Raw genomic sequence first — 25,653 nt, 5'->3', positions numbered from 1 at the left:
CGCGAATTTTGCCGTATCGTGCGCCGACAACTGGCAGCGCGCGAACATGGTACGATCGAAGAACAAGCCGGCGACAGAACCTGCTGCAGCGTCGGTCGTCGCGACGGCGAGATCTTTGCAACCAGCGCTGCAGCGTCATCTGGTGATCGTGCACCAGCCGGGTTGGCAGGCTCTGAGTGACTGGTACGAGATTGCGCAGATGGTGCGCCGCATCGATCCGACAACCGGCGTCGTCATCGTCCGTGCCGATCGTCCCGACCCCCGGCTTCAGAAACAGGCTGCGACACTTCCCAGTCTGGTGTTCTCTGCCGGGCCGCTCGGCAAGTTCATGCCGGAGCGAGGCAAAGTCTATCACGGCCGCCCGATCCACAAATTCGAGCAGTTGCATCGCCTCGACCGGGCGGGGGTGCGGGTACCACCAACCACCATGCTACAGCCCGACACCAGGCTTGACCCGGGCCTTTGGGGCGAGTTCGTCGTGGTGAAGCCGACCGATATTGGCAGTTCATCGCATGGTGCCGGCATTCAGCTGATGCGCACCGAGCGCGTTCGCTACATCCGCCCCGAGGACTATCCGGACGATCATCCGGGCCGCAGAGGGCCGATGATCGTGCAGAAGTACATCGACACTGGCCCGCGTGTAGGGGTTTACCGGGTTCTCACGCTGTTCGGCGAGCCGCTGTACTTTCAGCATGTCGAGAGCAGGCACAACCGGGTTGGCCTCGACGCTGCCGATGAGCGGATCGAGACGGAAGTCATCGCCACTCAGAGCTTGTCGCAGGAAGAGAAGCGTAAGAGCTTCGTGTTCCACGCCGATATCGCGGCACTGGCGCGCGCCGCCTATCGGGCCGTTCCCGAAGCTCCGCTACAGGGCTGCGACGTCGTTCGCGATGCAATAACCGGATTGCCCTACATCCTCGAGCTTAACCCCGGCGGGAACACCTGGCACTTTTCCTCGGACTTTCAGGCGCCGATACGCGCTATGGACGGGGCCGAATTCGAGGAGCAACGACGCTGGCACCTGGACGCCTTCGGCACAGCGGCGCATGTGCTCGCCGATGTGGCGCGCCGCGAAGCGATTTAGCCGGCTCACTGTCGAGACTCGTCTGAGGCTATCAGGGGAGCCCCATCGCCCGGCTGGTGCTATCGCACAGGATAGGTGTGGCTTGCTCGCCGGTTCCGGGGCCGTCCTGTCGCTCCCTCGTCGGCTCTTCTCCTATGCGAGCCAACAAGGCAGGACGACATGCATCTCCCGAAAAAGAAAGGGCCGGTCCAAGGACCGGCCCTTCTAGCTTTGGAGGCTAGTCTTAGAAACCCTTGCGTATCCCGGCCTTGGCATCCACCGAGGTGAAGTCCTCGTTGAACTTCACACCCGCTGAGCCGAAGGCCGAGAAGCTCCGGTCGGCGCTGTAGACGGTAGCAGTGCCACTGAGTTCCCCGAAGACACCGCTGATGCCGTCGCTGAAGGTGGTGCTGTTGATGCCGTCGCTGATGGTGATCTGGTTCGCGTCCTCGAACTCGTTCCAGATCTTGCCCATCACCGAGACTTCGGTGGTGGTGTCGCCCGGGGTTCCGAGCGTCACGCCGGCACGGGCACCGATGCCGCCCTGCAGGCTCGTCCCGTTGCTGAACTCGACCGAGGCGCCACCGGCGTCGAAACCGTCGAGCTGGGTAGAGACGAACGCTACGGACGCGATCGGCTCGAAGAAGGCGCTGTCACCGAGCTCCATGCGATAGCCCGTGTTGGCAAGGATACCCACGCTGGTGGAGGCCCCCGAGACTTCGAAGCCCGGGCTGATCGGCGCGGTGTAGGTTACGTTGAGCAGGTCGGCCTTGACCTCGGCGTCGGCATAGAAGCCGCCGCTGGTGAAGGCAGCATAGGCACCGATCACGCCACCGCTATAGTCCGCGGCCGCTCCGTAGCTGTCGAAATCGAGGTTCGAGCCGACATAGCCGCCGAACACGCCAGCCCGCAGGCCGTCCTCCCCACCGCCCATCGGCTGGAAGTCGGCGCCGCCGAGGATGGAGAAGGTGTTCTGCACGAAGCTGGTGTCGATGGTGACCGGAGCGCCGGGCGGGATGTCCTGGGTGACCTCGGTGTTCTGGTCGGTCCAATTGCCCGTGACCTTGGCCCAGACCGCCGCACCCGGAGCAGCATTCGGAGCAACCGGCAGTTCGCCCACAGGGAGATCGGCACCGGCGCCACCACTGCCCGAAAGCGGGAAGTGATTGCCGTAGACGTGGTCGGCAACCACGCCTGCCGTATCGTGCCAGATGTTCTGAGCGGCCGTGATCAGGGTCGGCAACTGCGCCGCCTGCGGCGCCCAGCCGCTCTCGAGCACGAAGTACGGGTCGGGGGCCTCGCCTTCCTCGTAGAGGTACCAGGCGTAGAAGCCGTCCTGGATGGCGCCGACGCCGTCGACACTGATGTACCCCTCCGACGCGGAGTCGATGTACATCGTGTCGCCCTCAACGCAGGCCACCTCAAAGCACATCATGTCTTCGGGATTATTGTCCCACGACGCATAGGCCACATAGATCTTGTCACCCAGAAGGTCAGTCCCTTCCGAACCAACCTTGTTGATGATCAGGCCGGTACTACCCTCGATCTCGTCTTCGATCTCAAGGAAGTCGGCCCGCCAGGTCGACGGATCGCCAATGTCGATCGCGACTGTCTCAGGGCCGAAGTTCACATCGAGACCGACAAAGCTGGTCAGGCTGCCATCCTCGGCACCACGGAAGTTGTGATCGATCCAGGTGTAGTCGCCCGTCCCGTCGTCGATCATGCTGAGCAGACCGGCCTCGGCGTGGAAGCCTTCGTCGTAGTAGCCACCGTTGAGGAAGGTGTTGACCCCACCAAAGTTGGCCGTCTCGTAGGTGTCCCAGCCGAACGCCGTCTGGATCAGGCCAGCGTTCTGAATCTCATCGTTGGAGCTGCCGTGCATCTCGGTGCCCCACTCGCCGTTATCCGTGACCAGCCAGGTACCGAAATTCTTGATGCCGTTGCCTCGCACATCCGGCCAATCGTCACCATTGTGCCCGTCCATGTTGACGCGACCTACCATCACGCCGTGGTTCTCAACGTATGTCGCTCCACCGCGGGTCCACATCAGCATGTCGGACGCCGCATCGGCGTAGCTCGAGAGATTATCGACGAGCCCGACCTGGCCGCCATTCCAGACGAAGCTGCCGATATCGTCATAGTCCTGCAGGAGGCTAGCAACGGCCTCCTCGTCGAGCGGCAAGGCCGGTACGTCGATTGCGTCGGGCGCAGTCCAGTTGCGCTCGAAGTAGGGGATATTGTCGCTGGTCATCAAGCCGAGGTTGATGACGTCCGCGCCGCCATTGTCGTCGTTTGAGGTTTCAAGGTTGATCACCGGCTGCTGCCAGTCACCATCGCCGACGATCATGCCGCCGAGACCGTTGCCGATCCACACCTGGTCAGCGTTGGTGATGTCGATACCGTTGTCGGCACCCCAGATCAGGCCGCCGTCCAGACCCCAGTTCGGGTTGTAGCCGTCCTCGCTCAGCGGGTCCGGGTTACCGTCGAAATCGCCGTTGGCGATACCGACCCGACCGCCATACTCATCCCACGAGTTGACATCTTCCATCTTGATGCCATCGCCATAGAAACCCTGGATCCGGCCATCGGCATTGCCCACGAACACGTTGCCGCGCCAGGTATCATCCACCTGCAGGCCGTCCTCGATGCCGAAGATCGTTCCGCCTTCATTGTTGACGTCCACGTTGCCGTCGGCGTCGCGGATGTAGGCGCCGTCATCGCCGCCCCACATCAGGCCGTCCTGGTTTCCGAGGTTGACTGCTTGGTACCAGCTGTCGTCCCCATTTTCGCCATAGACGCCTTCGACGCCGCTAATGTGAACCGCATCGTCATTGACGCCGACGATCAGGCCACCGTTTTGAATGGGCCGGTCGAAGTCGTCCGTGTAGCTACCATTGTTGATTTCGACCATCCCGCCAACGTCGTAGACGTTGACGCCGCGGTGCTGGCCCCAGATACCCATCCCCGCGTCGATATCGCCGAACAGGGTGCCGGTGTCGAGCAAGCCATCCTCGTTGTTCGACACTTGGGGATCGAGGACACTTAGGTCGAATGCATCGCCCAGCGTGCCGCCGTTGTTGATGCGCAAGTTGCCGCCGATGTCGGAGACGTAGACGCCGTCCTCGTTGACGCCGACGATCAGGCCACCGCGCTGAAGCACGTCGTCGGTCGGATCTTCGTCAGTTCCCATCCAGTCGTAGTACGCGTCATTGTTGATCTGGACGTTACCGTTGCCGTCGTCGACGCCATAGACGTCATAGACGTAAACACCATTGCCGTAGCCGGCGATGACACCAGCGCTGTTGTTGTTGATCTGGACAGCGTTGCGGTCAGTGTCGTTGTCGACGTTGACGATGCGGACGCCGTCCCTGGTCAAGCCAGCGATCAGGCCGTTGCCGTTGCTGATCTCCGTCCAGATGATGTCGTCGTGAACGTAGACGCCGTCAACGGCACCGATCGACGACATATAGCTGTGGTTCTGCAGTTCGAAGATGAGGCTGCCGTCCTCGTTGCCGCCGGTGGCCTCGATCGCGGCCCCGTCCAACCCCTCAACGTGCCCGTTATTCTCGATACGAATGTGGCCATCGTTGCTGTAGGTGTTGCCGACGTAGATGCCGTTCGTGCCGCCAATAATGCTGGCCGGATTTAGGTTGGGATCGTCCCAACTTTCAATCCGGAACACCACCGGGCCGTCCTCTGATCCAGGGTTCAGGATGGCAACGCCGTCGCCGTCGTCATTGTTGATGGAAGAGTTGGGATACAGGCGAATTCCGTCGTTCTCGGTCGAGTAGCCGTCCGCGTCGATGGTGAGGGCGGCGCCGGGGTCGCTTATGTCCAGAACGAACGGGTTGTTGTTTGGGTTCGGCCCGAGGTCCACCTGGAACGTGCCATTCGGCAAGAGAGTAATCGTGTTGGTGTTTTCCGGACCGGCGCAGGTGTAATACGTGCTCGGGTTGGCGTTGCAGGCCGCGGCGAATGCCGGAGTAATGCCGAACAGCGCCCCGCCCATCGCGCCTGCCATCAGTGCAGTACTGCCCAGAAGCCATGAGCGCTTTGTCCGCGGTGCGTGAATTACCTTGAATTCGCGCCGCGCCGCCCCGCGAGCACCCTTCGTTGTCTTGCGCCTTGCCATAAACGACATGCAGTCCCCCGTCCTTCTGGTGCCGACGGCGCCAAACGTCTTTTGGGCGCCTGTGGCCGATTACCACGCGATAGCGAAATGCTTAGGTGGACTCCGCGATTACAGCAAGGAGAGTCTAACAACTCGTTCAAGGACTCCATCTGGAGTCTTCATGGTGTTGCAGGTGAGCCACAACTGCAGGGCGGCCAAGACGATGGATAGCGTTATCATGTAGGGAGATGTAGTTCATCTGCATCACGTCGGTTGTTCGCATGAGATCGACTCTAGGCGAATCAAGATCGTCTGTTGGACGACTCGATCGTCACGAAATTGACGCGGTGGCGCCTCGCCATCGTCGCCACGGCGGCGAGACGGTGCCAGAGTGGCCGTGGGCGGCGGAGGGCGGTATGCCAGGCATCCATCGAGTGATAGTTTCCATCCTGGTGGTCGCGATACTCACGGTCGCTCTACCGGTTTGGAGCCCGCTGCCTAGCCAAGCAGCCGGAAACCTTCGTGCCGGCCCGGCCGGCCCGGAAGGCGGACCGCAGCGCGAGCAGCTGTGGCTGGTGCCGTCACCGCTCAAGGGGGTGCTGATGCACTCCACCCTCTACAGGCCGCCGGGCGACGGACCGTTTCCGCTGGCGGTGATCAACCATGGCTCGGACGAGGACCGGTCACGCCGGGCCAGGGTGGCGCTGCCGTCCTTCCCGGCGCTCACGGCCTGGCTGGTGGCGCGTGGCTATGCCGTGTTGCTGCCGCAGCGCCCCGGGCACGGCATTACTGGTGGACGGTACCTCGAGGGGCAGGGGGCTTGCGGTAATCCGGACTTCAGGCGCGCCGGATTTGCTGCCGCCAATAGTATAGAGAGCGCGATAGACTTCATGCGGGCACAGAATTTCGTCGAGCCCGGCGGTATTGTGGTCATCGGAAACTCGGCTGGCGGTTGGGCTGCACTGGCCCTGGCGAGCCGCAACCCGGCCGGGGTTGCTGCGGTCGTCGACTTTTCCGGGGGGCGCGGCGGCCGCGACCGCAATAAGGCGTACAACAATTGCGCGCCCGACGAGCTGGTCGCCGCAGCCGCTGCCTACGGACGGGCGGCCCGAATTCCGACGCTCTGGCTCTATGCGGAGAACGACACCTACTTCGCGCCCGAGTTATCGCGCCGGATGGCCGATGCCTTCAGCACCGCCGGCGGCGACGCGGAGTATCACCTGCTTCCGGCGGTGCGCGGTGATGGGCACGCACTGATCTCGACGGCCGGCCGGGAGGCGACGTGGAAGCCACTGCTCGAGGCGTTTCTCGATCGCGTTGTGCGCAAGAAGCGGCAGAACTGAAGCAGAGCCGAGGCGTCGGACCCGCGAGCAACGCACAGCGGCGCGTAGGCAAAAAAAGACCCCTCGGCCGGATAACCGAGGGGCAGTTGGCTCGCGTCTCAGAACTGGAAGTTGAGCCCGGCGCGAACGACGTGGAACGCCACTTCGCTGTCGGCCGAGAAATTGAAGCCGTCGCCGAAGTCGGCGTCGATGATCTGTTCGCTGCCGAGGTCGGTGTAGAGATACTCGGTCTTGAAGGTGATGTTGTCGGTCAGCGCGTACTCGATGCCGGCGCCGATGGTCCAGCCGAAGCGATCGTTGGTGATCGACTCGTCGATGACGGTCTGTCCCACGATGGTGCCGCTGATCGACGATGTCGTCTGGGCCCAGGCGAGACCGCCGGTGGCGTAGACCACGAAGCGGTCGTTCACCCAGCCGATGCGCGGTCGTAGCGTGGCGAACCAGTCGAGGCGGGTGCCGAGGTCGAAGTCGGCGGATTCGCCCTCCGGCAGGAACACTCCGGTTTCATCGGTGATGTTGAGCGAGACGCGGCCGTCGATGGACGAGCCCTGGATGTCGGCTTCGATGCCGAGCAGGACGTTCTCGCTCCACTGCCAGTTGTAGCCGGCCTGGATGCCGCCGACGAAGCCGCCGGCCGTCACGTCGGCCGAGCCAGTGGCGAAGATGACCTCGCCAGGCCCCGGAGGAACCAGGGCAGGCTCGATCTCCTCCTCGGGCTCCGGCCCGATGATCTGGAACGGATGCTTGAACACCCCGCCGCCATAGCCCGCGTTGATGCCCGCGTAGAACCCGTTCCAGTCATAGAGCGGGGTAGAATAGATCGGCTCGATGATTGGGAGATCGGCCGCAACCGCGCCGGTGGCAAAAACGCAGGTTGCACCGAGAGCTAGAAGTCTCGTCCGCATAGTCAATCCTCCAATAATAGAGCGCAAGACGCCCCATGCATTGAAGAGTTTAGGTGGACTCGTCGCTGGAGTCCTTAACGAGACAGCAAATGCCGACTGTTGTTGCATTTTCGACAAACAGGCGACAATTGTGCGGAATGGCGCCGATCGTGATATGTTGCTGTAAGCTCAGCGAGAATCGAGCGATCGCGGTGGCGATTGTACGGTTTCGAACAATGTGAACTTGCAATAACCTGCGTCGTAGCGCGGGTGTTGCCAAATTTATGACGCATTTTGGGCAGTGCACGGGCCCACCGCGCGGGGGCGCGGCGCGAAGCAGTGGCTGCGGAACGACTTAGCGCTCGTCGCCCGCCGTGACCGGCTTCTCCTCGAGCGCAACGAGGGAGGTTTCGACGTCATTGTCGATGCCCCAGTCCAGCGCCTCGAGCTTGAGCGTCTCAAACAGCACATCTGCGCTGACCTGGCGGCCGTCGAGATTGGCGAGGACGGATGAAAAACGTGCGCCCAGATCGGCGGGTGCATCAACACCGGTTGCAGAGACCACGGCCACACTTTCTGAAAGGGAGCGGCGAAGTCGGACGAGCCCCCGACTGTTCGGGCGCGGGCCTACTGCAGAATCTTTTAAGGAACGCTTCTTGGACAAAGTACAATTTCGCTTTCATTCGGAAAGCGCGCTGTGGGCCAAGCAACAGAGCTTTAAGCGCAGTTTTCTACCGCGCTCTAACGGTACCTACCTGAACCCACGATGAAAAGCGCCGCCCGCCACATATTGGGCAGGCGGCGCCGTCATTCGGACGGAAGGGTTAACTAGTTGATGCCGGCAAACGTGCAACCCAATCACCCAGCCGGGTGAGGTTGCCGCCGAGCTTGGCGTGCGCCAGCGGGCGCAGCGGGGCGACGAACGCGTCGGTTGCCGGATCGGGGGCGTGGCGCAGCAGCGGCTCCACCCAGGCGAGCATGAAGGGCTCGAGCGCCTGTTTGCCGGTCTGGAACGTCTGCTCCTTGCCGTTGATCTTCTGGACGATCGAGGGGTCCTCGATGGCTCGGAGGCTGAACGCGGCGATGGTGCTGAGCTTGCCATCGCAGGCCGCATAGCCGTCATAGCCCGTCGCCTTCAACAGGTCCGCCGTAACGATCAGCGGCGCGGTGGCGTGGAGCTGATAGTTCAGCGCCTTGTCGGCCCGGTTCATCTCCAGCGGCAGGCTGCCATCCGGCGAAGCCTGGCAGGTAACGAGCTCGAAGCTGCCCTTGGCCCAGTCCAGCATTGCGCTGTCGCCATTCAGCCGCCCGATCGCCGCGGCCGCGAGCCCGGCCCAGGCACGCAGGTTCGCCCGCTTGGCGTTCTTTGGGGCGTCATTGTCGAAGAACTGCTCCATCGCGCTGGCCACATCGGTGAGCCAGGCGACGACGCGCGCGCGCTTGGCCGGATCGAGGGGGCCGGCGGTCTCTGCCTGTAGCAGGGCTATCGCCAGCCCCGCATAGCGGGCCGGGATGGCGAGCTTGACGTTCAGCGTCTCGAGTTCAGTGAGCGCGCCGGCCGCCGCCCATTGGTCGAGCCAGTCGAGCACACATCCGCCGCGGGCCGTGTCGCCGTCCATCAGCGCCGTGTTGGCCATCTTCATCAGTTCACCGATGAACTTCTCGACCGGCTGCAGGGCGCGATCGACTTCGGCATTCGAGACCTCGTCGATATCCGAGCGGGTCTTGCTGTCATCGGTGTAGCGGCTGCCGAAATTGAGCGCGACCACCGGGGCAGGGACCGCCGGGCAGGCGAACGGTTTCTCCTCTGCGCGCGGCGCCGTTGTCCCGAATACCAGCGTCATCGCCGCGATCAGTGGAAGCGCAGTCCGCATCTCAGTTCTCCACCGCCATCGACGCCAGCAGCCGCTGCGCTTCGGGATTGCCGAGTCCGGCCGCATCCTTCAGCAACACGGTCGCCTGCTGGATCGACGGTTCGATGCCGATGCCCATGGCGTAGGCCTTGGCCAGTTCGACCATGGCGATGGCGTCGCCGCCTTCCGCCGCACGTTTCAGCCACGAACTGGCATCCTGCGCCTCGGCCCCCGTGGTGCCGGTCGAGCGGAGATAGAGCCCAAGCTCGCGCATCGCCACCGCATCGCCCGAGGCAGCCGCCGCGGCGTAGCGAGCCGACCAGTCGACCTCCTCCATCACCGCAGTCTGGATGGCCGGTGGCGCCTTCAGCACCTTCTCGCGGATCTTGCCGAGATCGGCCACCTGGGCGTCATCGATCATCCGCTTGAACATCGCCACCGCCTTGGTCGGGGCATAGTCCTCGCTGTCCGGATCGGCATAGATCTTCACCAGACGACTGACCGCCGTATCGTCGCCGAGCGCCACTGCCTGGCCGAACAGCTCGATAGCGGTCCTGGCCCGCTCTTCGCCGCCCATCGCCATGTAGCGATCGGCAATTGCGGTGTGCCGCCAGCCATCCTCGCCGGCGAGCCGCAGGCTGACCTGCAGCCAGTGCTCGGTTTCGCTGTCGTCCTCGGTGGCAACGAACGCGCCCGCCAGCTTGATGGTGTTTTCGAAGGTGCAGTCGACCACGCTTGCGGCGCGATACAGATAATCGTGCCGCTGCGCCTCGTCCTTGGTGTTGGAGGCCGCGAAGATCAGCGCGTCGGCGTCGCCCCGCTGCTCGATCGCGTCGTGGTACCGGGCCAGGAGGTCGGCGTCGGAAACGCCTTCGGCCTGCATGATCGGCAGCAGGCGAAGGATCGCCTCGCCAGAGCCCTGTTGCGCTGCTTCGGTCAGGTAGCCGATGGCTTCCGTCCGCTTCTCGCTGTCGTTCGGGAAATAGTCGAGCAGTATCGAGCCGAGGTCCACTGCCGCACGCGGCAAGCCGTCCTCGCGCGCCCGCTTCAGCGCCGCGATGGACTCTTCGATCACTTCGGGCGTCGGCGATACAGTCAGCCGTTGCCGTGCAAGCGCATCGATGGTCGCCGGCACCGGATCGATGCGCGATTGCCAGAACGCCAGCATTTCCGGGCTGGCGCCGTTCCGGTTCAGGTAGTCGACGTAATAGGCCACAGAATTCGGCCGGCCGTAGAGCGCGTGGGTCTGCAGTTTCGCCAGCGCCAACGGATCGGCATCGGGGTCGAGTGCGCCGATATCGTCTGAATCCATGAACTCGGTCGAGTTGCCGGCCGCGTCTTCGGTGCGCTGCCAGAAGCCGGCAAGACGCATGTCGGCGCCCTTCGGCGCACGGCAGAGATAGGCCTGCCGCAGGTCGGTCATCGGATCGATCTTGCCGGCATTGGTCACCGCGAAGCTGAGCAACTCGGTCGCCCGTTCGAACACGCCCGGCTCGTCCCGGTGGCGCAGCAGGATGAAGGCGAGTTCCTGTGCCGAATCCGCATCCTCGAGCGCCACGCCCTTTTCAAGCAGCGCCTTGGCCTCCGCTTCGCCGGCCCAGCGGCCCTTGTCCGTCAGCACCAGCTTCGCCAGCTTGGAAAATGCCCAGCCCGGCGGCTGCGGCATCTCGACCAGCTGGTTGAGTCGCGCCTGGTAGGCCTGCTTCTTCTCGGGGATAACCTGTTCGCTTTCGAGCAGCGTCGCCAGCCGGAACAGCGCGTTACGGCTGCCCAGGTCCGAAGCTTCGGCATAGAGCGCCTCGGCCTTGTTCTTGTCCTCGGGCACGAGCGCGCCCGCTTCATAGAGCTTGCCCAGTTCCACCTGCGCCGCCGCCACACCGCGGTCGGAGGCGAGGTTGAGGTATTTCAACAGGTTGTCATTGTTCTTGACGATCAGCTCGCTCTCGAGATGCAGCTGCGCCACCTTCCAGGCCGCGCCGGCATCGCCGAGATCGGCCGCCAGCCGTAGCCACTGCTCGGCAATGTTGTGGTCCTGCTTGACCACCAGTCCCTTGGAATATTCGCGGGCGATGCGGCCGATACGGTCGCAGATCTCGGGGTCGAGCTTGCCCACCAGGGCGCCGAACGCCATCGTCACGGCCAGCTTGGGATCGAGCTCCCAACCCGGTACCTGCTCGCCGCCGATGTTCATCGAAGCGAGGCGGAGCAGGGCGTCGGCATTGCCGCCCATGGCGGCGCGGGTCAGGTAGCCCAGTCCCTTTTCCCGGTCCTTCTTCACCACCAGCCCGTCGAGGTAGAGCGTCGACAGCAGGTTGAGCGCCTTGGGGGCAAGGCCGGCCGCGTTGGCCTCGAGGCCGTCGATGACGCCGGTCTCGCGCAACTGCGGCACCTTGCCGGCCTTGAGATAGAGGTTGATCCGGTCGATCGCCGTATCCGGCACCTTGGGCGCCGGCATCTTGCTGACGATCGCCAGCATCTTGTCGACCAGTTCGAAATTGCCGGTCGGGTTGAGATCCCTGAGGCGCCGTGCATCGCGCAGCACCAGCTCGGGGTCGCCTTCAGGCACCGATGCCCCGTCCCACGCCTGCCAGCGCGCCACCACGTCGGGGTCGGCCTTCTTGGCAACACAGACCTCCTGCGCCGGAATCTCAGGCGGCAGGAAGGTGACCTCGACAGGCGCCGCCACAGCAGCGGATACCAGACCTGAGCCGAGCAGCAGGGCAGTGGCGAGGCGGGGGACGAATGAGGGCATCGGAGCCTCCGGTTGGACCGCTTTCGGGAAAATGCCTGTCCTCGCGAAGGCGGGGATGCAGGCTTTTCCGGTTCGAAAGCGCGACGAGATCAAGACAGTTACTGCGCGCGGAAGAAGGCGTTCTCGACGGCGGCGGCGGTATAGGTGCCGTTCGAGCCGCTGAAGATGATCGACACGCCGCCGCGACGCTTGAGGTCGAGCGCGGCAACCGTGGCCACCGGCTTGCCGTCGGCCTGCACCTCGAAGTCGAGGGTCAGCGGCGCCTTCAGCGCCACCGACTTGCCGGTATCACCCGCGATGGCTTCGATCGCCTTGGTCTTGGCGGCGGGCACGAACAAGTCGACGCTGGCAAGGTCGGAGAGGTTGTAGAAGTAGACGGTGGCCTTGCTGGGGTCGGAGGCCGGATCGTCCTGCAGCACCAGCGGCTCGCCTTCGACGCTCCAGGCGTAGGTGTAGTAGGCGCCCGGCGAGGTGGTCACCGAACCGGACACATCGCCGGCCGAGACCGGAATGTCGCCCGGCTGCACGTTCACATAGGCCGAGAGCCCATCCGTGATGTCGTCGACTGTGGTGCCGTTCACCACCGCAACGGCGGCGCCGGGCACCAGTACGCGCACGAAGGCGGAGTTCGGATCGACCGGCGCGTCATAGAGCCCATCGTCCTGGGCCAGCGCGGCGGGAGCGGCGCTGAGCAGCATCAGGGTTGTCAGCGCGATGAGTTTGGGGGTTGAGCGCAGCATGTTGGCTCTCCTTAGGTGTTGCAGAGGGAAATCGCCGCCTTCTCCTCGGACAGGCGATCAAACTGGATCGAGACCTTCGACAGCTCCAGGCTGTCGAGCGACTCGAGCGGGATGAAGAAGCGGCCGGTACCGCGGAAGCGGTCGCCGCGATGGACTTCTCGGGTGAAGGTGCGGCCGTCGGCGCTCTCGAAATTGAGCACCACGTCGCGGCTGCCATTGTCGCCGGCATCGGCCAGCAGCACCTGGTTCGGCGCGATCGGCGTGCCGGTCAGGTCGGCTTGGTACAGCCCTTTGGCCTTGTCGATCACCGGGGCCTTGCCGACCGGCTGGCAATCATTGCGTGCCGCCGCGATCAGCTCGGTCAGCGAGCCGGTGCCGAACTGGGCAAGGTTGTTGTAGATCGGGTTTTCCCAAACGAGGAATTTTGGCCGGTCGGCCTGGAACTCGCGTGAGGTGAGATACGAGGTGATGGCGCCGAACTGGTTGCCGCCGGTGATCGCCATATTGGCCACCGGCAGGCTGGCATATTGGGCGAGGAAGCCCGAAAAATTCGGGACCAGCGCGTCCGAGAAACTGGTGCCGACCAGCGCGATCTCGTCGTTGGTGGCGCCTTCCGCTTCCCCGCCGCCGCTATCGCCGAAGATATCGAGGCTGGCATCGGCGCTGGCGACTTCCACGGTTTCGTAGGAAGTGCTGATCACCGGCGGCAGGCTGAGCACGCAATAGGCCTGCAGTGTGCGGCGCATGCCCGACACGGCAAGCTCGGCGCCCGTCGCCTTGGTCTCATAGGTGACCGGGGTAACGTCTGCGTAGGCCGGCAACTGCTTGATCATCCCGCCGATCGTCTGCGCTGCCGTTTCGGCGCCGCGCGACGTCCAGTGGAAGTCGGAACGGAAGAACGGCGGATCACCGCCATTGGTAGTGCGCAGCGCCGACAGCAGGTCGACCGCGATCACGCCCTTGGCGTTGAGCCGGGCCACCTGGTCCTCGTAGACGGCGACCGCAACGTCTTCATCGAAACCGAAGAGCTTGGCCTCGTCAGGCAGGAAGGTCGGCAGCGTCACGCTCTTGGTGGGGATCGGCACATAGAGCATCGTCGTGCCGTGCGCCTTCAGCGCCTCGGCGAGCTTGGCCATCTGCGCCACCGTATCCTCGGTGAACGGATGCTGCATGCGCAGGTCCGCAAAGATGCGGAAGAAGAACCCGTCACGCCCTTCGACCGATGGCAGGGTCGGGTTGTCTTCCAGGTGTTTGCAGCCAAAGGCCGAGTTGGCGGCAAGCGCCGGACTGGCCGAAAGCGCGGCCGCAATAGCCGCACCGAGCAGCAGGGACTTGTTCATGGTGACGTCTCCGTGGAGGCGGTGAGTTGTGGTTCGAGCGTGCGGAGCAGGTTCTCCGCCATCGTCCGGATGTTGAGCGTGTCGGAGCCTGCAGCGACCTTGAGGTAGCCTTTGGCTTCCTCGATCCTGGCCGCGTCCGGCGTTCCCGAGAGCAGGGCGAAGGCGAGGTCGAGCGCCGCCTTGGCGTCGCCCCCCTTGGCCGAGGCGACCAGCAGCTCGTCGGCACGCGCCGGATCGAGCCCGAATGGCTTGCCGGCGCGATACATGGCGATGAGCCCGTCCCGCGCCGCGGCGTTGCCGTCGGCCGCCAGCTTCTCCAGCAGCTCCTGCGACGAGGTGAGGTTCTTCGGCTGGTCGAGGAACACATCGGCGTTGAGCAGTCGGATCAGCGGGCGGACGGCTGAAGTGCGGCCATTCTCGGCAGCCCGCCGGTAGTAGCGGGCAGCGGCGTCGAGCGTCGCCGGGTCGTTGTCGGCCTCGATGCGTTTGGCCAGGTGCAGCTGCGCCAGGTCGTCGCCGGAATCCGCCAGCGTCTGCATGTCCTTGTAGCTGACGTCCTTACCGGCAATCATCCGGTTACGGATCTGCTTCAGCGGATCAACCGGCTTGGCGACGCGCTTGGTCCCCTGGCCGGGCTTGCAGGGCCCCGGCACCATCGGCCGGGCGCGCTCCGAGCTGCTCGACAGCGACTCCGGCACCCGCACCATGCAGGTGGCGGCGCTGGCCGGGGCCGCGACGACGAAGCTCGCCGCCGCAAGGACCAGGCTTGCCGCTCCTAGCGTCAGCGCGCGGATCATTCGGTTGCCGCCTTCGCCGGCTCGGCGTTCCACAGCTGGGTCTGGCCGAGATAGCGGATCGGGAACTCCCAGATCACCACCTCGGGCGGCGTGTCGCGCAGCGTTGCGCTGTCGAGGAAGGCGCGCATCGGCGCCACCGGGCCCTTACCCTCTTCGGCGAGGTTCAGCACGTCCGAGGCCAGCGAAACCTTGAGGCTCTCGCCGAAGCTCCACTGCGGATTGGCGCTGTAGCTGGTACCGGTGAGGACGAAGGGAATAGAGGAGGGCCCGAAGATGTCGGTGCTCGAGGCTGCAGGGGGCGCAGACGCCTCGCGCGGCACGACAGTCTCCGGACCCAGACCGACGAGAGGTGCCAACCCGCCGGTAACGATGAATTTCGAGAGATCGCCTTCACGCTGCACTGGAGCGGTGTCGGCGATGGAGTAGGTGGTGTCGCGCTTGCCGAGCGCCGCCCCCACGGCGTCCGCCACCACCTCGGCGCCGAGCGGCGTCCAGTGGGTGTCGGTGGTAAGGAACAGCTGGCCCTTGTCCTTGGCCTCGAGCAACGGCGTGCGGGTTTCGATATTCTTGATCCCGGCATTGTCGAGCACGGTGCGGAAGTCTTCGTAGAGCCGCTCGAGATCGGTGGGGATCGCCGGATAACTGACGTGCTCGCGGTAGATATCGGCCTTGGCCGGCAACGGCACGACGACGAGCTCGATGCCTTTGGCGGCCAACTGGTCGCGAACTTCCGTCACTCCGGCGGCAGCCTCAGCGAGATCCGGCGTGCGCTTCAGCGTCGCCTCGAACTCCTCCTTGGAGAACAGCCAGCCGTCTTCGCCGACCACCACGCCGGGACGTCCCTCGCGGAAGGCGAGGTAGCGGGCCGCGCCCATGGCATCGATCGAGGGCAGCCGGTGCGGCATGATCTTCTTGTAGTAGGTGTCGATCTGCGCGGCGGCCTCGCCGCTCAGATAGGCCGAGGCGGTTTTGGGCATCTCGGCGATGTCGCGTCCGAGCCCGGTGACGAACTCGTAATTGGCGACCACCGCATAGCCGAGGAACAGCACCGGCAGCGCAAAGGCGGGAGCGGCCGAGGCGAAAGTCTTCACGGTGAAGTTGGATTCGACGGTCATTTCCGGCCTCAGAACTGGAAGTAGAGGAAGGGCGAGTAAGTCTGCTCGGCGAGCCGCATCAGGCAGAAGATGGCGAGCGCACTGAGGGCTCCGGCCTTGACCAGGCTGGTCGCGGCCGCAGTCGCCGTGCCGTCGGCATTGACGGTGATCTGCGGCTCCCACAGGTGGCGCATGCGCGGTTCGGCAATGGTGATGGCGATCGCGATGGCGAGCATGGTCATCGCCTCGCGGCTCACCATCCAGGCCACTTCCGGGCGGATGCCGATGCCGTTGAAGCCGAACATGCCGGCATACATCTGGAACGCCTGGCCGACATCGGGGGCGCGGAACATCACCCAGCCGAGCACCACGGCGACGAAGCAGAGCGGCAGGCTCCACCAGTAGTTCTGCGCCGTCTTGTCGTAGCCGGTGAGCCGTTCGACGACGAGAATGCCGCCGTGCCAGACACCCCACAGGATAAAGGTGAAGGCAGCGCCGTGCCACAGCCCGCCCAGCAGCATCACCAGGAACAGGTTGATATAGGTGCGGACCGTGCCCTTACGGTTGCCGCCCAGCGAGATGTAGAGATAGGTGCGCAGCCAGGTGCTGAGCGAGATGTGCCAGCGCCGCCAGAACTCGGTGATCGAGCGGCTGATATAAGGCATGTTGAAGTTCTCGGCGAAGCGGAAGCCGATCATCAGCGCCAGCCCGATCGCCATCGCCGAATAGCCGGCGAAGTCGAAATAGAGCTGCATCGAGTAGGCCAGCGCCCCCAGCCAGGATTCGACCACGGTCGGGTTCGGGGCGGAGAACATGGCGTCGGCCAGCGGCGCCACCGGGTCGGCGATCAGTACCTTCATGGAGAGGCCGATCAGGAAGCGCTGCCAGCCAGCGTTGAACAGCTCCCAGCTGTGTTCGCGGTGCTCGAACTGCGGCGCCAGATCCTTGTAGCGCAGGATCGGGCCGGCAACGAGTTGCGGGAACAGCGCGAGGAAAGCCGCGAAGTCGATGATGTTGCGCGAGACCTTGGCGTCGCCGCGATAGACGTCGACCAGGTAGCTGATCGAGTGGAAGACGTAGAACGAGATGCCGATCGGCAGCAGCAGCTGCCAGTGGATGCCGAGCGCGTCAGGCGTCGTCCCCCACAGCGCGGCGAAGCTGTCGACAAAGAAGTTGAGGTACTTGAACACCCCGAGGACGAGCAGATGTCCGGTGACGCCGATGGCGACGAACAGCTTCGCCCTGGGGGTGCCCTGATACTTCTCGACGAGGATCGAGAACACATAGGCCCACAGCGTATTGGCGCACAGCAGCATCAGGAAGTCGAAGCGCCACCAGCCGTAGAACAGGTAGGACTCGATCAGCAGCGTCAGGTTCCGCCACTTCGGCGGCGTCAGGTAGTACGCCGCGAGAAAGATCGGCAGGAACAGGAACAGGAACGTCTCGGACGAAAAGACCATCAGGCATCCCCCTCGAAGGTACAGCTTGTGGGGCGCAGGGCGCCGGTGGGTGTGAGCTTGGCGCCGGCCTTGAGCTGCAGGCCGTCGATGATCGTCGGCGTGCTGTCGGTGGCGCTGAGGTTGAAGAAGCGATCGGTGAACTGCACCAGTTCGCCGTCGAGCAGGCGGGGCGCCTGGCCGGTGAAATCGTTCATGGCGAACTGCAGTCGCGCCGTGGTCGAGCCCTTGATGCCGACCCGGTTGCCGTCGAGTTCGTTCGAGGCGATCTCGATCACCCCGTAATCGGGCTGATGCGTCACGCTGATCCCGGCATTGCCGTTATCGATCAGCCGGTTGGCGCTGACCTTGAGGCCAGCGCTGTCACGCACCGCTAGCCCGGACTGGGCGTTCTGCAGCAGCAGGTTGCCCGTGACGTCGATGCAATCGGCTGAGGCAACCGAGACGCCGGAACGCTTGCTGCCGGCGATGAGGTTGCCGTCGATCCTGAGGTTCGCGGCGCCGGCATCGGCGAAGATGCCATTGAGCCCGGCCGCGATGACGATGTTGCCAGCGAGCTCAACCGAACTCGCGCCGCCGGTGACCTTGATGCCATGCGCGCCTTGCCCGGCGAGCACGACGTTGCCGCGCGCCGCGATGTCCTTGCCGCCGCTCAGCAGCAGCGCCGGACCGGTCGAGGCTCCGAACACATTGCCGTCGATCACTGCCTCATCGGCATCGACCAGCGCCAGCGAGCCGACATTGTCGAAACGGCTGTCGCGTATCTGTGAAGGCGAGGGCTTGGTGTAGAAGCCACCCTCGAGGATGGTCACGCCGGTGAGCGGCGGGAACAGCCCATAGCCGAGATCGGCAAAGCTCATCCGCTCCAGCCTGGCGCTACCCGACAGGGCGACCACGATGAACGGGTTGAAATCCTTGAGACGCGCGTTGGGTTCGCCGGTTCCGGCGATCCCGGCGCTATCGCCGAAGAGGTTCCCCGCTGCGAGCAGGAACGCGCCCGTGGAGCGGTCGAGCAGCAGCGTCTCGCCCGGCTGCAGCGACAGCGTCGCGCCGTTCCACACTGCGATCGGCAGGTGTGCGACATAGCCCGCATCGGTCTTGTCGAGCACGCCGGTGAGCTTGGCTGCGGTCACCGCTTCGTAGAGCTGCGCGAGGCTGGCAACGCCGGCTTCGACCAGCAGCACTTCCGGCTTGGCCTGCGCCTGGCGCAGCGCCACGTGGTAGTTGGCGCCGGCCTGCAGCGCCAGCTGGCTCAGCACCAGGTCTATGGAGACGACGCTGACCTGCGCTCCGCCAAGCTCCACCGCTTTGGTCGGTTTCAGCTCGGCGGCCGTGTAGTTGAAACCGAGAGGCGCGGCCGCCGACTGGAGGTCGGTGGCCGGACGGCCGGCCTCGACCATCGCCGCGAGGGCGGCGACGGTCTTTTCATAGGCGAGGGTCCGCGCGTAGTCAGCTCCCGTGGCGGCCCAAGGGAGAGAGCATGCCGCGGCGGCAAAACCTGCGCAGACCCACGCCTTACGCATGTTCGCGGCTCCCGTCGGCCACCGCTGCCAGTTCGAGCAGCGGGGTGAGGTGCGTCAGGGGACCGTCCACATGGCAGGCGACCTCGATGACCTGCATCGGGCCTGTACCGTCATTGATCACTTCGGCGGTCTGTTCCGGGCCGATCTCGAAGGTGGCGCCGGCGCGGATCTCGCGGCGGCGGCTGCCCATGTGCAGCATGCCGCCACCCGAGGCGACGACCATCAGCCGCCGGAACTCCGAGCCGCTTTCCACCGGCAGCGTCGCGCCGGGGTTCACGGTGAGGTGCCGCAGCATGTAGCCGGCGCCCGAGGCGAGCTTGCCCTGCTTGCCCCAGTCGGTGGCGCCGAACGAGTGATCCTCGGCCTCGCGGCGGCTCTGCGCCTTGAGCTGCTCGACCACCTTCTTGACGTCCTGCGACTGGTCGCGGGTCGTCACCAGCAGTGCGTCGTGGGTGTCGACGACGACGAGGTTGTCGACGCCGACCAAGGCCACCAGACGGTCGGAGCCGCGGACGTAGCTGTCGCGCGAGTTGACCATCATCACGTCGCCGCTGACGACGTTGTTGTCCTCGGATTTCTTGCCGATGGTATGGAACGCCGCCCAGGCGCCCACGTCATCCCACTCGACGTCGGCCGGCGCCAGCGCCACGGTCTTCGACTTCTCGAATACCGCCCGCTCGGTGGGGAGGCTCTCGGCCGAGCCGAAGCTCGCTTCCTCGAGCACCAGGGCGCCGTCTTCGCTAACCGCGTTGGCGAGCGAGGCGCTGACCGCCCCGAAGGTCACCGGGTCGAAGCGGCGATATTCCTCGATCACCGTGTCGGCACGCATCAGCGAGATGCCGGAGGCCCAGTAGGCGAGCCCGGTCTCGATCAGCGACTGAGCCGTCTGGGCGTTTGGTTTCTCGATGAACTTCTCGGCGCGATGCACGCCGCGGTAGTTGGAGAACTCGCCGCCATCGATGATGTAGCCGTAGCCGGTCTCGTTGTAGCGCGGCTTGATGCCGAAGGTAACGATCAGCCCATCAGCCGCGGCCTTCTGCGACTCGCGGATACGCGAGTTGAGATCGCCTTCGATCACGTGGTCCGACGGGCAGATCAGCATCACCGCATCGGGATCGGTGCGGGCGATCAGCAGCGCGGCCGACAGCACAGCCGGCCCGGTGTTGCGCGCCACCGGCTCGGCGATGATCCGCGCGTTGCGCTGTACATCGCGAAGCTGGCGACGAACCGTGCCCAGGTGGCCGCCGGCGACCGATACCACCGGATCGTGGAACAGCTCGCCCCGGTGCCGCTGCACGGTGGCCTGGAAGAAGGTGATCGAGCCCTCATGGTCGATGGGCTGGAACTGTTTCGGTTGCTGGCTGCGGGACAACGGCCAAAGCCGCGTACCCACGCCTCCGCAAAGCACGACTGGATGGATGGCGTTCATGTTAGTGGCCCTCGTTCGCCGGTCCGTCGAAGGAGAAGAACCGACCCACCGCCGCCAGCGGGTCAGACTTGATCAGCACGTCGACCGGCGAACCCACGGTGCTCTGGTCGAGCTGGGTGGCCGGCACGAGCGTGACTGGGATGGCGGTGCCGTCAGTGGCGCTCCGCAGCAGCCCGGGCAGTTCCTTGGCGTCGAGCGACGCGGTGGTGACGGCGCCGTTCGGCATATGCACCTCGGCATGGGCGCCTGAGGCGAGCGCCCTGAGCCCGTTGCCGTCGACCTTGGAGGAGATCACCACCGGCGCTTCCTTGGGCGCCACGGTCATCACCGTGTCGCCGGCCAGCACCGTGGCGCCGCCCTGGGCGGCACCCGGCGCGACCACGCAATCGCACGGCATGGAGACGGCGAGCACTTCACCGGATGTGGTGCGGATGGCGAAGGCGATTTCGCCCTTGGTCGCCGCCGGATTGACGAAATCGAGCTGGCCCGGGCTGATCGCCCGGAGGTCCATGCCGTCGAGCGTGATGGTGGAGAGCCCGGTGACCGGCAGCACGAACAGCCGCTCATAGAGCTTCACCCCGACGAAGCCGACCAGCAGCAGGCCGAGGCCGGCAAAGGCGCCCCAGCGGATGCCGGTCATGATGCCCTGCGTAGCGGAGCGCTGCGCCTTGGGCAGTTCGGACTTCACCTTCTCGGGCTTGTCTGCGGTGCGGATCAGGCCGTCGACGCCGATCAGCTCGCCGCCGACGACCGAGTTGAGGATGTAACGCAACTGCGGCAGGTGCGGGCCGGTCGGCTCGAGGAAGCGGAGCGTCACCGTGCCCGCTTCCGGCGCGCCGGCGCCGATCGCCGCATCCACCGGCAGGCTGATGGCGTAGCCGGGGAAGTTGAACACCAACGTCACCAGTTGCACGCGACCATGCAGTTGCGGGTCGATCAGCCCGGTCGCTTCCGCCCCGACGATGCTGAGCGCATGGCCCTGGAACGAGCGGCCATTGATGATGACGTTGAACGGCAGCCGGATGACCGGGTGTTCGCCGTGCACGGCGGGTTCCGCCGCGAGTGGGGCAGGCGAGGCGCTTCTGCTGGCTTTTGGTTTGTCGAGTTCTGCATGCGCTTCGGTCATTGCTGGTGAGCCCTCAGTTGGCATGGATCGGGAAGGGGCTGAGGAGCCCCGTGACGAAGATCACTCCGGCAACGAGCAGGCCCAGGGCGAGCACGTGCATGTAGCTGGAGCTGATGGAACGGGCCCGCCCTTCGGAGCCGCCGCTGTTGCTGACGCTGGTCGCCGACTGGCGGGTCCAGCGCTGGCGGTCGAGGCGGAACATGACCGAGGTCTTGATCGCCGCGCCGAACAGCTGGCCGAAATAGAGCAGGAACGGATAGGTGATCGGGAACGGTCCGCCGAAGCTGGCAAGCAGCCAGCAATAGGCGTAGCGCGTCGCCATCACCCAGGCGATGTAGGCGACCGCGATCAGCGGATCGACGAACACCGAGAACAGCACGATGCCGACCGGCGCCGTCAGCGTCGTCCACATCGAGACGCGCTGGTCGAGGATTGACCACCAGGCGAAGGGACCGATCTTGGCCGGCGACAGCGCCAGGGCGCGGCCGTTGGTGCGCAGCATATTGCCGAACCAGCGGCGCATCAGCGTGATGGCGCTCTCTACGAAGCCGGGCTTGGGCTGGGTCTCCATCGAGACGCAGGCGACGTCTGGCAGGTAAGCCATCTCGTAGCCGTTCTTGAGCAGCCAGAACCAGGTCGACTTGTCGTCGCCGGTGAGAAACTTCACCCGGCCCAGCCGCCAGTGGTCGATATAGTCCTGCTCGACCGAGGCGATGAATTCCGGGTTGGTGGCGAGGTCGGCGCGGAACACCGACATGCGGCCGGTGAGCGTCAGCACCCGTCCGCCGAGCGCCACTGCGGACATCATCATCTGGCGTTGGGTGAAGCGCAGCTTGAACCAGTCGCGGAACAGCGGGGCGTCATCGATCTCGGCGCGCTCGTGAGTGGTGAGCGCCCCGACCTTGCCGTTGGCGAAGAAGGGGGCGGCGCGCTCGACGATGTCCTCGGGGATCTGGGTGTCGCCGTCGATCAGCAGCACCACGTCGTCGGCGCCGGGGTAGCGGCGGGCGATGGAGCGAAGCGAGGTGGCGAGCGCATCGCGCTTGCCGGTGCCGTCGATGCGATCGATCACCACCTCGACGGTGTTCGTACCGGCAAGCACTTGCGCCGCGACGGCGCGGATCAGTCGTTCATCGGCGAGATCGACCACTGAGGCGACGACCGTCGAGCCGCCCGGGGAACGGCGAGCGGCTGCAAAGATCGAGCGATAGACCCGGGAGGTGATCGCGGCGTCGATCTTGTAGCTGGTGGCGAGGAAGAAGGCGTGCGCCGGGCGGCGCGTGGCGTATAGCGCCTCGGCGGCAGCGCGCCGCCGAGGGTAGAAGACGCGAATATAGAGGTGCGCACGCACGAAGTTGACCAGCGCCCAGCTGTAGCGCCAGAGCCCGATGACCCCCAGGGTGAGGAATACCCCGGCGCCGCCCGAAAAGGCGGAGGCCGGCACCGCACTGGCGATAGCCGCGGCCGAGAGAACGTAGATGGCGTGCGCGATCAGGTTCATGGGCTTACCAGCAGATGCCTTCGTAGGTGCCGTTGGAGCGCAGCGAGGCATTGATGCGCGTCAGGTCGACCAGCGAGCGGTACTCGCTCACCGAGTTGAGCGGCGCGATGGTCTCCTCGTAGCGGTTGCCCACGAGGATCACGTCGGACCCGGCGATCAGGTCTTCGATCTTGCCGACCAACCGCGACGGCAGGTCCGGCACCACGTCATTGCCGCGGCCCATGGCGCTGACGCCGCCGGCCACTGCCTGCGACACGTACGGATCATAGACGCGCAGCTCGAGGCCCTTGGAGATCAGCCGGCTCGCGAGCTCGGCCAGCGGGCTTTCGCGCAGGTCGTCGGTGCCGGGCTTGAAGGCGATGCCGACGAGGCCGACGGTCTTGGCGCCGGAATTGGCCACCATCTTCTCGGCCCGATCGATCTGCGCGGCGTTGGCGATGAGCACGGAGTCGAGCAGCGGGGAGGGGACGCCCTTGGTGGCCGCGAGGTGCTGCAAGGCGCGGACATCCTTGGGCAGGCACGAGCCGCCGAAGGCGAAGCCCGGCTTCATGAAGTAGGGCGAGATGTTCACCTTGGTGTCGGCGCAGATGAGTTTCATCACCTGCTGGCCATCGACGCCCGAGGCCTTGGCGATGTTGCCAATCTCGTTGGCGAAGGTCACCTTCACGGCGCGCCAGGAGTTGGAGGCGTATTTCACCGCCTCGGCGGTTTTCAGCGTTACCACGTGCGAGGGCACGGGCATTTGGGCGTTGATATCCTTGAGGATCTGCGCCGTGCGATCTTCGAGCGCGCCGAAAACGATGAGGCCAGGATCGTAATAGTCGGCGATCGCCGTGCTCTCACGCAGGAACTCGGGGTAGTAGCCGACGCCGAAATCCTGGCCGGCGATCATGCCGCTGGCCTCCTCGAGCACCGGAATGCAGGTCTCATCCATGGTGCCCGGCACGATCGTCGAGCGGATGATCACCGAATGGAAGCTCTGCTTGTGCTTGATCGCCTGGCCGATATCGGCGCAGACGCCCTTCACGTATTTGAGCCCGACCGCGCCGGTTTCGTCGCTCGGGGTGCCGACGCACACGAAGCTGGCGTCGGTATCGAGCACCGCCTGCTGGCCGTCGGTGGTGGCGCGCAGCCGGCCCGAGGCCACGGCCCGGGCGATGATCTCGTCGAGGCCGTTCTCGACGATCGGCGAGAGGCCGGCATTGACGGCGCTCACCTTGGCGGGATCGAGGTCGACCGCCACCACCTCGTGGCCATCATCCGCCAGACACGCGGCGGAGACGACTCCGACATACCCGATACCAAAGACGCTGATTTTGGCCACGACGGTCCTCTTTCAGAAGGTTGAGCAATATTGTTCTCGCCAGACGGGCGAGTTGTTGAGTGGCGACTGAGTACAGAACGACGAGCTACAAGCTCGCTGGCCCCGTTACGCTAAGTGACATCGAACGTACTCTCCACCGCTGGAGTGATCGTTGCTGGAACTTAGTATTGGCATCCTTGCCGGTGGATGGCCGTTGTTCGCCATCCGATGTGGGAAAGCCTGTTCGCTGGCCCCCAAGCTGAGAAGCAACCCAGACTCATACTAGCCATGCGGCCGGCGCATGACGTACGATCGTCATCTTGCCGAAACGTTCGGAGCACGACCGTGCGGAACCGCACGCCGCCTGCGGCATTCCGTGCATCGGCCGCGCTTTTTATCCGTGCTCGAAGCATGGTCGCATTGCGGCGAAACCGTGCCTCGCTCCGAAGCTCACGCCGGCGTGATTACTTTTTGGGCACTTTTTGCCCATTCCGTCGCGGATGACGGCGGGATGACATCGATGCCGATTTGCATGCGGCCACCTCGGCGGGGTGCGCGACAGAGCCCGGAAATCCAAGCAAATCGGTCCTGTCGGCGCTTTTGTTCGGGGCTTTATCTAATCGTCGCACGGTTTCGGCGAGGATTCGTTAGGTCTTTATGCGCACCTCGCGCATGGAACGGGAGTGCGTCGTGCTGGTCGCGCTTTTGCCGTCGTTGAGCGAAAGGATTCGCATGGGCCGAGTCGAAGGGGTGCCTCTTCGGCTCGAATGCGTGGCGCCGGGAACGCCACGCGAATGGGTGACAAAATGCGGGTCTCTATAATTGACAATAACCGGAAGCAGCCGGCCACTGGTCCTCATCGTCGAGGACGAACCCATGATCATGCTTGGGGCAGTGCAATTGTTCGAGGCAGCGGGGTTTGAAGCCCTGGTCGCCTTCAGCTCCGACGAGGCGGTGGCGCATCTCGAGGGGCGCTCGGGCATCGTCGTGACATTCATAGAGTACGACGTGCCGGGCACGATCGACGGGGCGCAACTGGCGGAAACCGTGCGCAACCGCTGGCCGACCATCGAGATCATTGTCGTTTCGCGGCCGCGGCCCGGTGAGACGCCGGATCTGCCGCTGGGGGCGCGCTACTTCGAGAAGCCGTATACCCACGCCGAGATCGAGCGGGCGCTCGACCAACTGGGCCTGACGGGGACCGTGCCACGTGCCCGGACCAACCTGCCGCCGCGAGGGTAGGCAACGATCACGTAACGGCGGCAACGGCCAAGGGCTTGTGCGTCGCCCCCGTTGCGGACAAGACTTGGGAGTGCTTTCAGGAAAAGTTGCAGACG

General features: G+C 64.8%; 18 protein-coding genes. 3 read left to right on the top strand and 15 right to left on the bottom strand.

Annotated features, from left to right (window positions below; genetic code table 11):
• Positions 1-46: 46 nt before the first annotated feature.
• Positions 47-1,084, top strand: a complete 1,038-nt coding sequence (locus AC1ROK_RS11530; RefSeq protein ID WP_492846926.1) for a hypothetical protein — start codon at positions 47-49, stop codon at positions 1,082-1,084.
• Positions 1,085-1,307: 223 nt separating this feature from the next.
• Here AC1ROK_RS11530 and AC1ROK_RS11525 read toward each other — a convergent pair whose 3' ends face one another.
• Complete coding sequence (locus tag AC1ROK_RS11525) at positions 1,308-5,204, bottom strand: autotransporter domain-containing protein (RefSeq protein WP_492846924.1); 3,897 nt, start codon at positions 5,202-5,204, stop codon at positions 1,308-1,310.
• 386 nt (positions 5,205-5,590) lie between these two features.
• Here AC1ROK_RS11525 and AC1ROK_RS11520 point away from each other — a divergent pair, with 386 nt between their 5' ends.
• Entirely contained in the window at positions 5,591-6,517 is a 927-nt protein-coding gene (locus tag AC1ROK_RS11520) for an alpha/beta hydrolase family protein (RefSeq protein ID WP_492846922.1), read from the top strand.
• A 98-nt stretch (positions 6,518-6,615) separates the two neighbouring features.
• Here the strand turns inward: AC1ROK_RS11520 and AC1ROK_RS11515 are convergent, their stop codons facing one another.
• From AC1ROK_RS11515 to AC1ROK_RS11450, 14 genes are all read right to left on the bottom strand, one after another.
• A complete protein-coding gene (locus AC1ROK_RS11515; protein WP_492846920.1) occupies positions 6,616-7,422 on the bottom strand; it encodes an outer membrane protein in 807 nt (268 codons plus the stop codon).
• A 334-nt stretch (positions 7,423-7,756) separates the two neighbouring features.
• Positions 7,757-8,065 (bottom strand): hypothetical protein, encoded by a 309-nt coding sequence (locus AC1ROK_RS11510; protein ID WP_492846918.1) that lies wholly within the window; start codon positions 8,063-8,065, stop codon positions 7,757-7,759.
• A gap of 160 nt (positions 8,066-8,225) precedes the next feature.
• Complete coding sequence (locus tag AC1ROK_RS11505; RefSeq protein ID WP_492846916.1) at positions 8,226-9,275, bottom strand: alginate lyase family protein; 1,050 nt, start codon at positions 9,273-9,275, stop codon at positions 8,226-8,228.
• A gap of 1 nt (position 9,276) precedes the next feature.
• Positions 9,277-12,006 (bottom strand): tetratricopeptide repeat protein, encoded by a 2,730-nt coding sequence (locus tag AC1ROK_RS11500; RefSeq protein WP_492846914.1) that lies wholly within the window; start codon positions 12,004-12,006, stop codon positions 9,277-9,279.
• A 98-nt stretch (positions 12,007-12,104) separates the two neighbouring features.
• Positions 12,105-12,746 carry an alginate O-acetyltransferase AlgF gene (locus tag AC1ROK_RS11495; protein WP_492846912.1) on the bottom strand — a complete coding sequence of 214 codons (642 nt, stop codon included), beginning with the start codon at positions 12,744-12,746 and terminating at the stop codon, positions 12,105-12,107.
• Positions 12,747-12,757: 11 nt separating this feature from the next.
• The gene (locus tag AC1ROK_RS11490) at positions 12,758-14,086 is read right to left on the bottom strand and encodes an alginate O-acetyltransferase AlgX-related protein (RefSeq protein WP_492846910.1); all 1,329 of its coding nucleotides are present in this window, start codon (positions 14,084-14,086) and stop codon (positions 12,758-12,760) included.
• Positions 14,083-14,883 (bottom strand): SEL1-like repeat protein, encoded by an 801-nt coding sequence (locus tag AC1ROK_RS11485; protein WP_492846908.1) that lies wholly within the window; start codon positions 14,881-14,883, stop codon positions 14,083-14,085. Before AC1ROK_RS11485 ends, AC1ROK_RS11490 begins: the two co-directional genes overlap by 4 nt.
• Positions 14,880-15,998, bottom strand: a complete 1,119-nt coding sequence (locus AC1ROK_RS11480; protein ID WP_492846906.1) for an alginate O-acetyltransferase AlgX-related protein — start codon at positions 15,996-15,998, stop codon at positions 14,880-14,882. Before AC1ROK_RS11480 ends, AC1ROK_RS11485 begins: the two co-directional genes overlap by 4 nt.
• A gap of 8 nt (positions 15,999-16,006) precedes the next feature.
• Positions 16,007-17,437 carry an MBOAT family O-acyltransferase gene (locus tag AC1ROK_RS11475; RefSeq protein ID WP_492846904.1) on the bottom strand — a complete coding sequence of 477 codons (1,431 nt, stop codon included), beginning with the start codon at positions 17,435-17,437 and terminating at the stop codon, positions 16,007-16,009.
• A complete protein-coding gene (locus AC1ROK_RS11470; protein WP_492846902.1) occupies positions 17,437-18,957 on the bottom strand; it encodes a right-handed parallel beta-helix repeat-containing protein in 1,521 nt (506 codons plus the stop codon). The genes AC1ROK_RS11475 and AC1ROK_RS11470 overlap by 1 nt, the downstream gene beginning before the upstream one ends.
• Positions 18,950-20,386: a mannose-1-phosphate guanylyltransferase/mannose-6-phosphate isomerase gene (locus AC1ROK_RS11465; RefSeq protein ID WP_492846900.1), complete on the bottom strand. Its 1,437-nt coding sequence runs from the start codon at positions 20,384-20,386 to the stop codon at positions 18,950-18,952. Before AC1ROK_RS11465 ends, AC1ROK_RS11470 begins: the two co-directional genes overlap by 8 nt.
• A gap of 1 nt (position 20,387) precedes the next feature.
• A complete protein-coding gene (locus tag AC1ROK_RS11460; RefSeq protein ID WP_492846898.1) occupies positions 20,388-21,431 on the bottom strand; it encodes a hypothetical protein in 1,044 nt (347 codons plus the stop codon).
• Between the two features lie 94 nt (positions 21,432-21,525).
• The gene (locus AC1ROK_RS11455) at positions 21,526-23,013 is read right to left on the bottom strand and encodes a glycosyltransferase (RefSeq protein ID WP_492846897.1); all 1,488 of its coding nucleotides are present in this window, start codon (positions 23,011-23,013) and stop codon (positions 21,526-21,528) included.
• Positions 23,014-23,017: 4 nt separating this feature from the next.
• Positions 23,018-24,337 (bottom strand): nucleotide sugar dehydrogenase, encoded by a 1,320-nt coding sequence (locus tag AC1ROK_RS11450; RefSeq protein ID WP_492846895.1) that lies wholly within the window; start codon positions 24,335-24,337, stop codon positions 23,018-23,020.
• Between the two features lie 801 nt (positions 24,338-25,138).
• Between AC1ROK_RS11450 and AC1ROK_RS11445 the strand changes: the two genes are divergently transcribed.
• Positions 25,139-25,558, top strand: coding sequence for a response regulator (locus AC1ROK_RS11445; RefSeq protein WP_492846893.1), 420 nt, complete (start codon positions 25,139-25,141; stop codon positions 25,556-25,558).
• The last annotated feature ends 95 nt before the right edge of the window (positions 25,559-25,653 follow it).

The organism is Devosia sp. GW821-FHT12F11, from assembly GCF_058806655.1.
The sequence above is the reverse complement of the archived record's forward strand: the minus strand, read 5'-3'. Positions and strand labels throughout refer to the sequence as shown.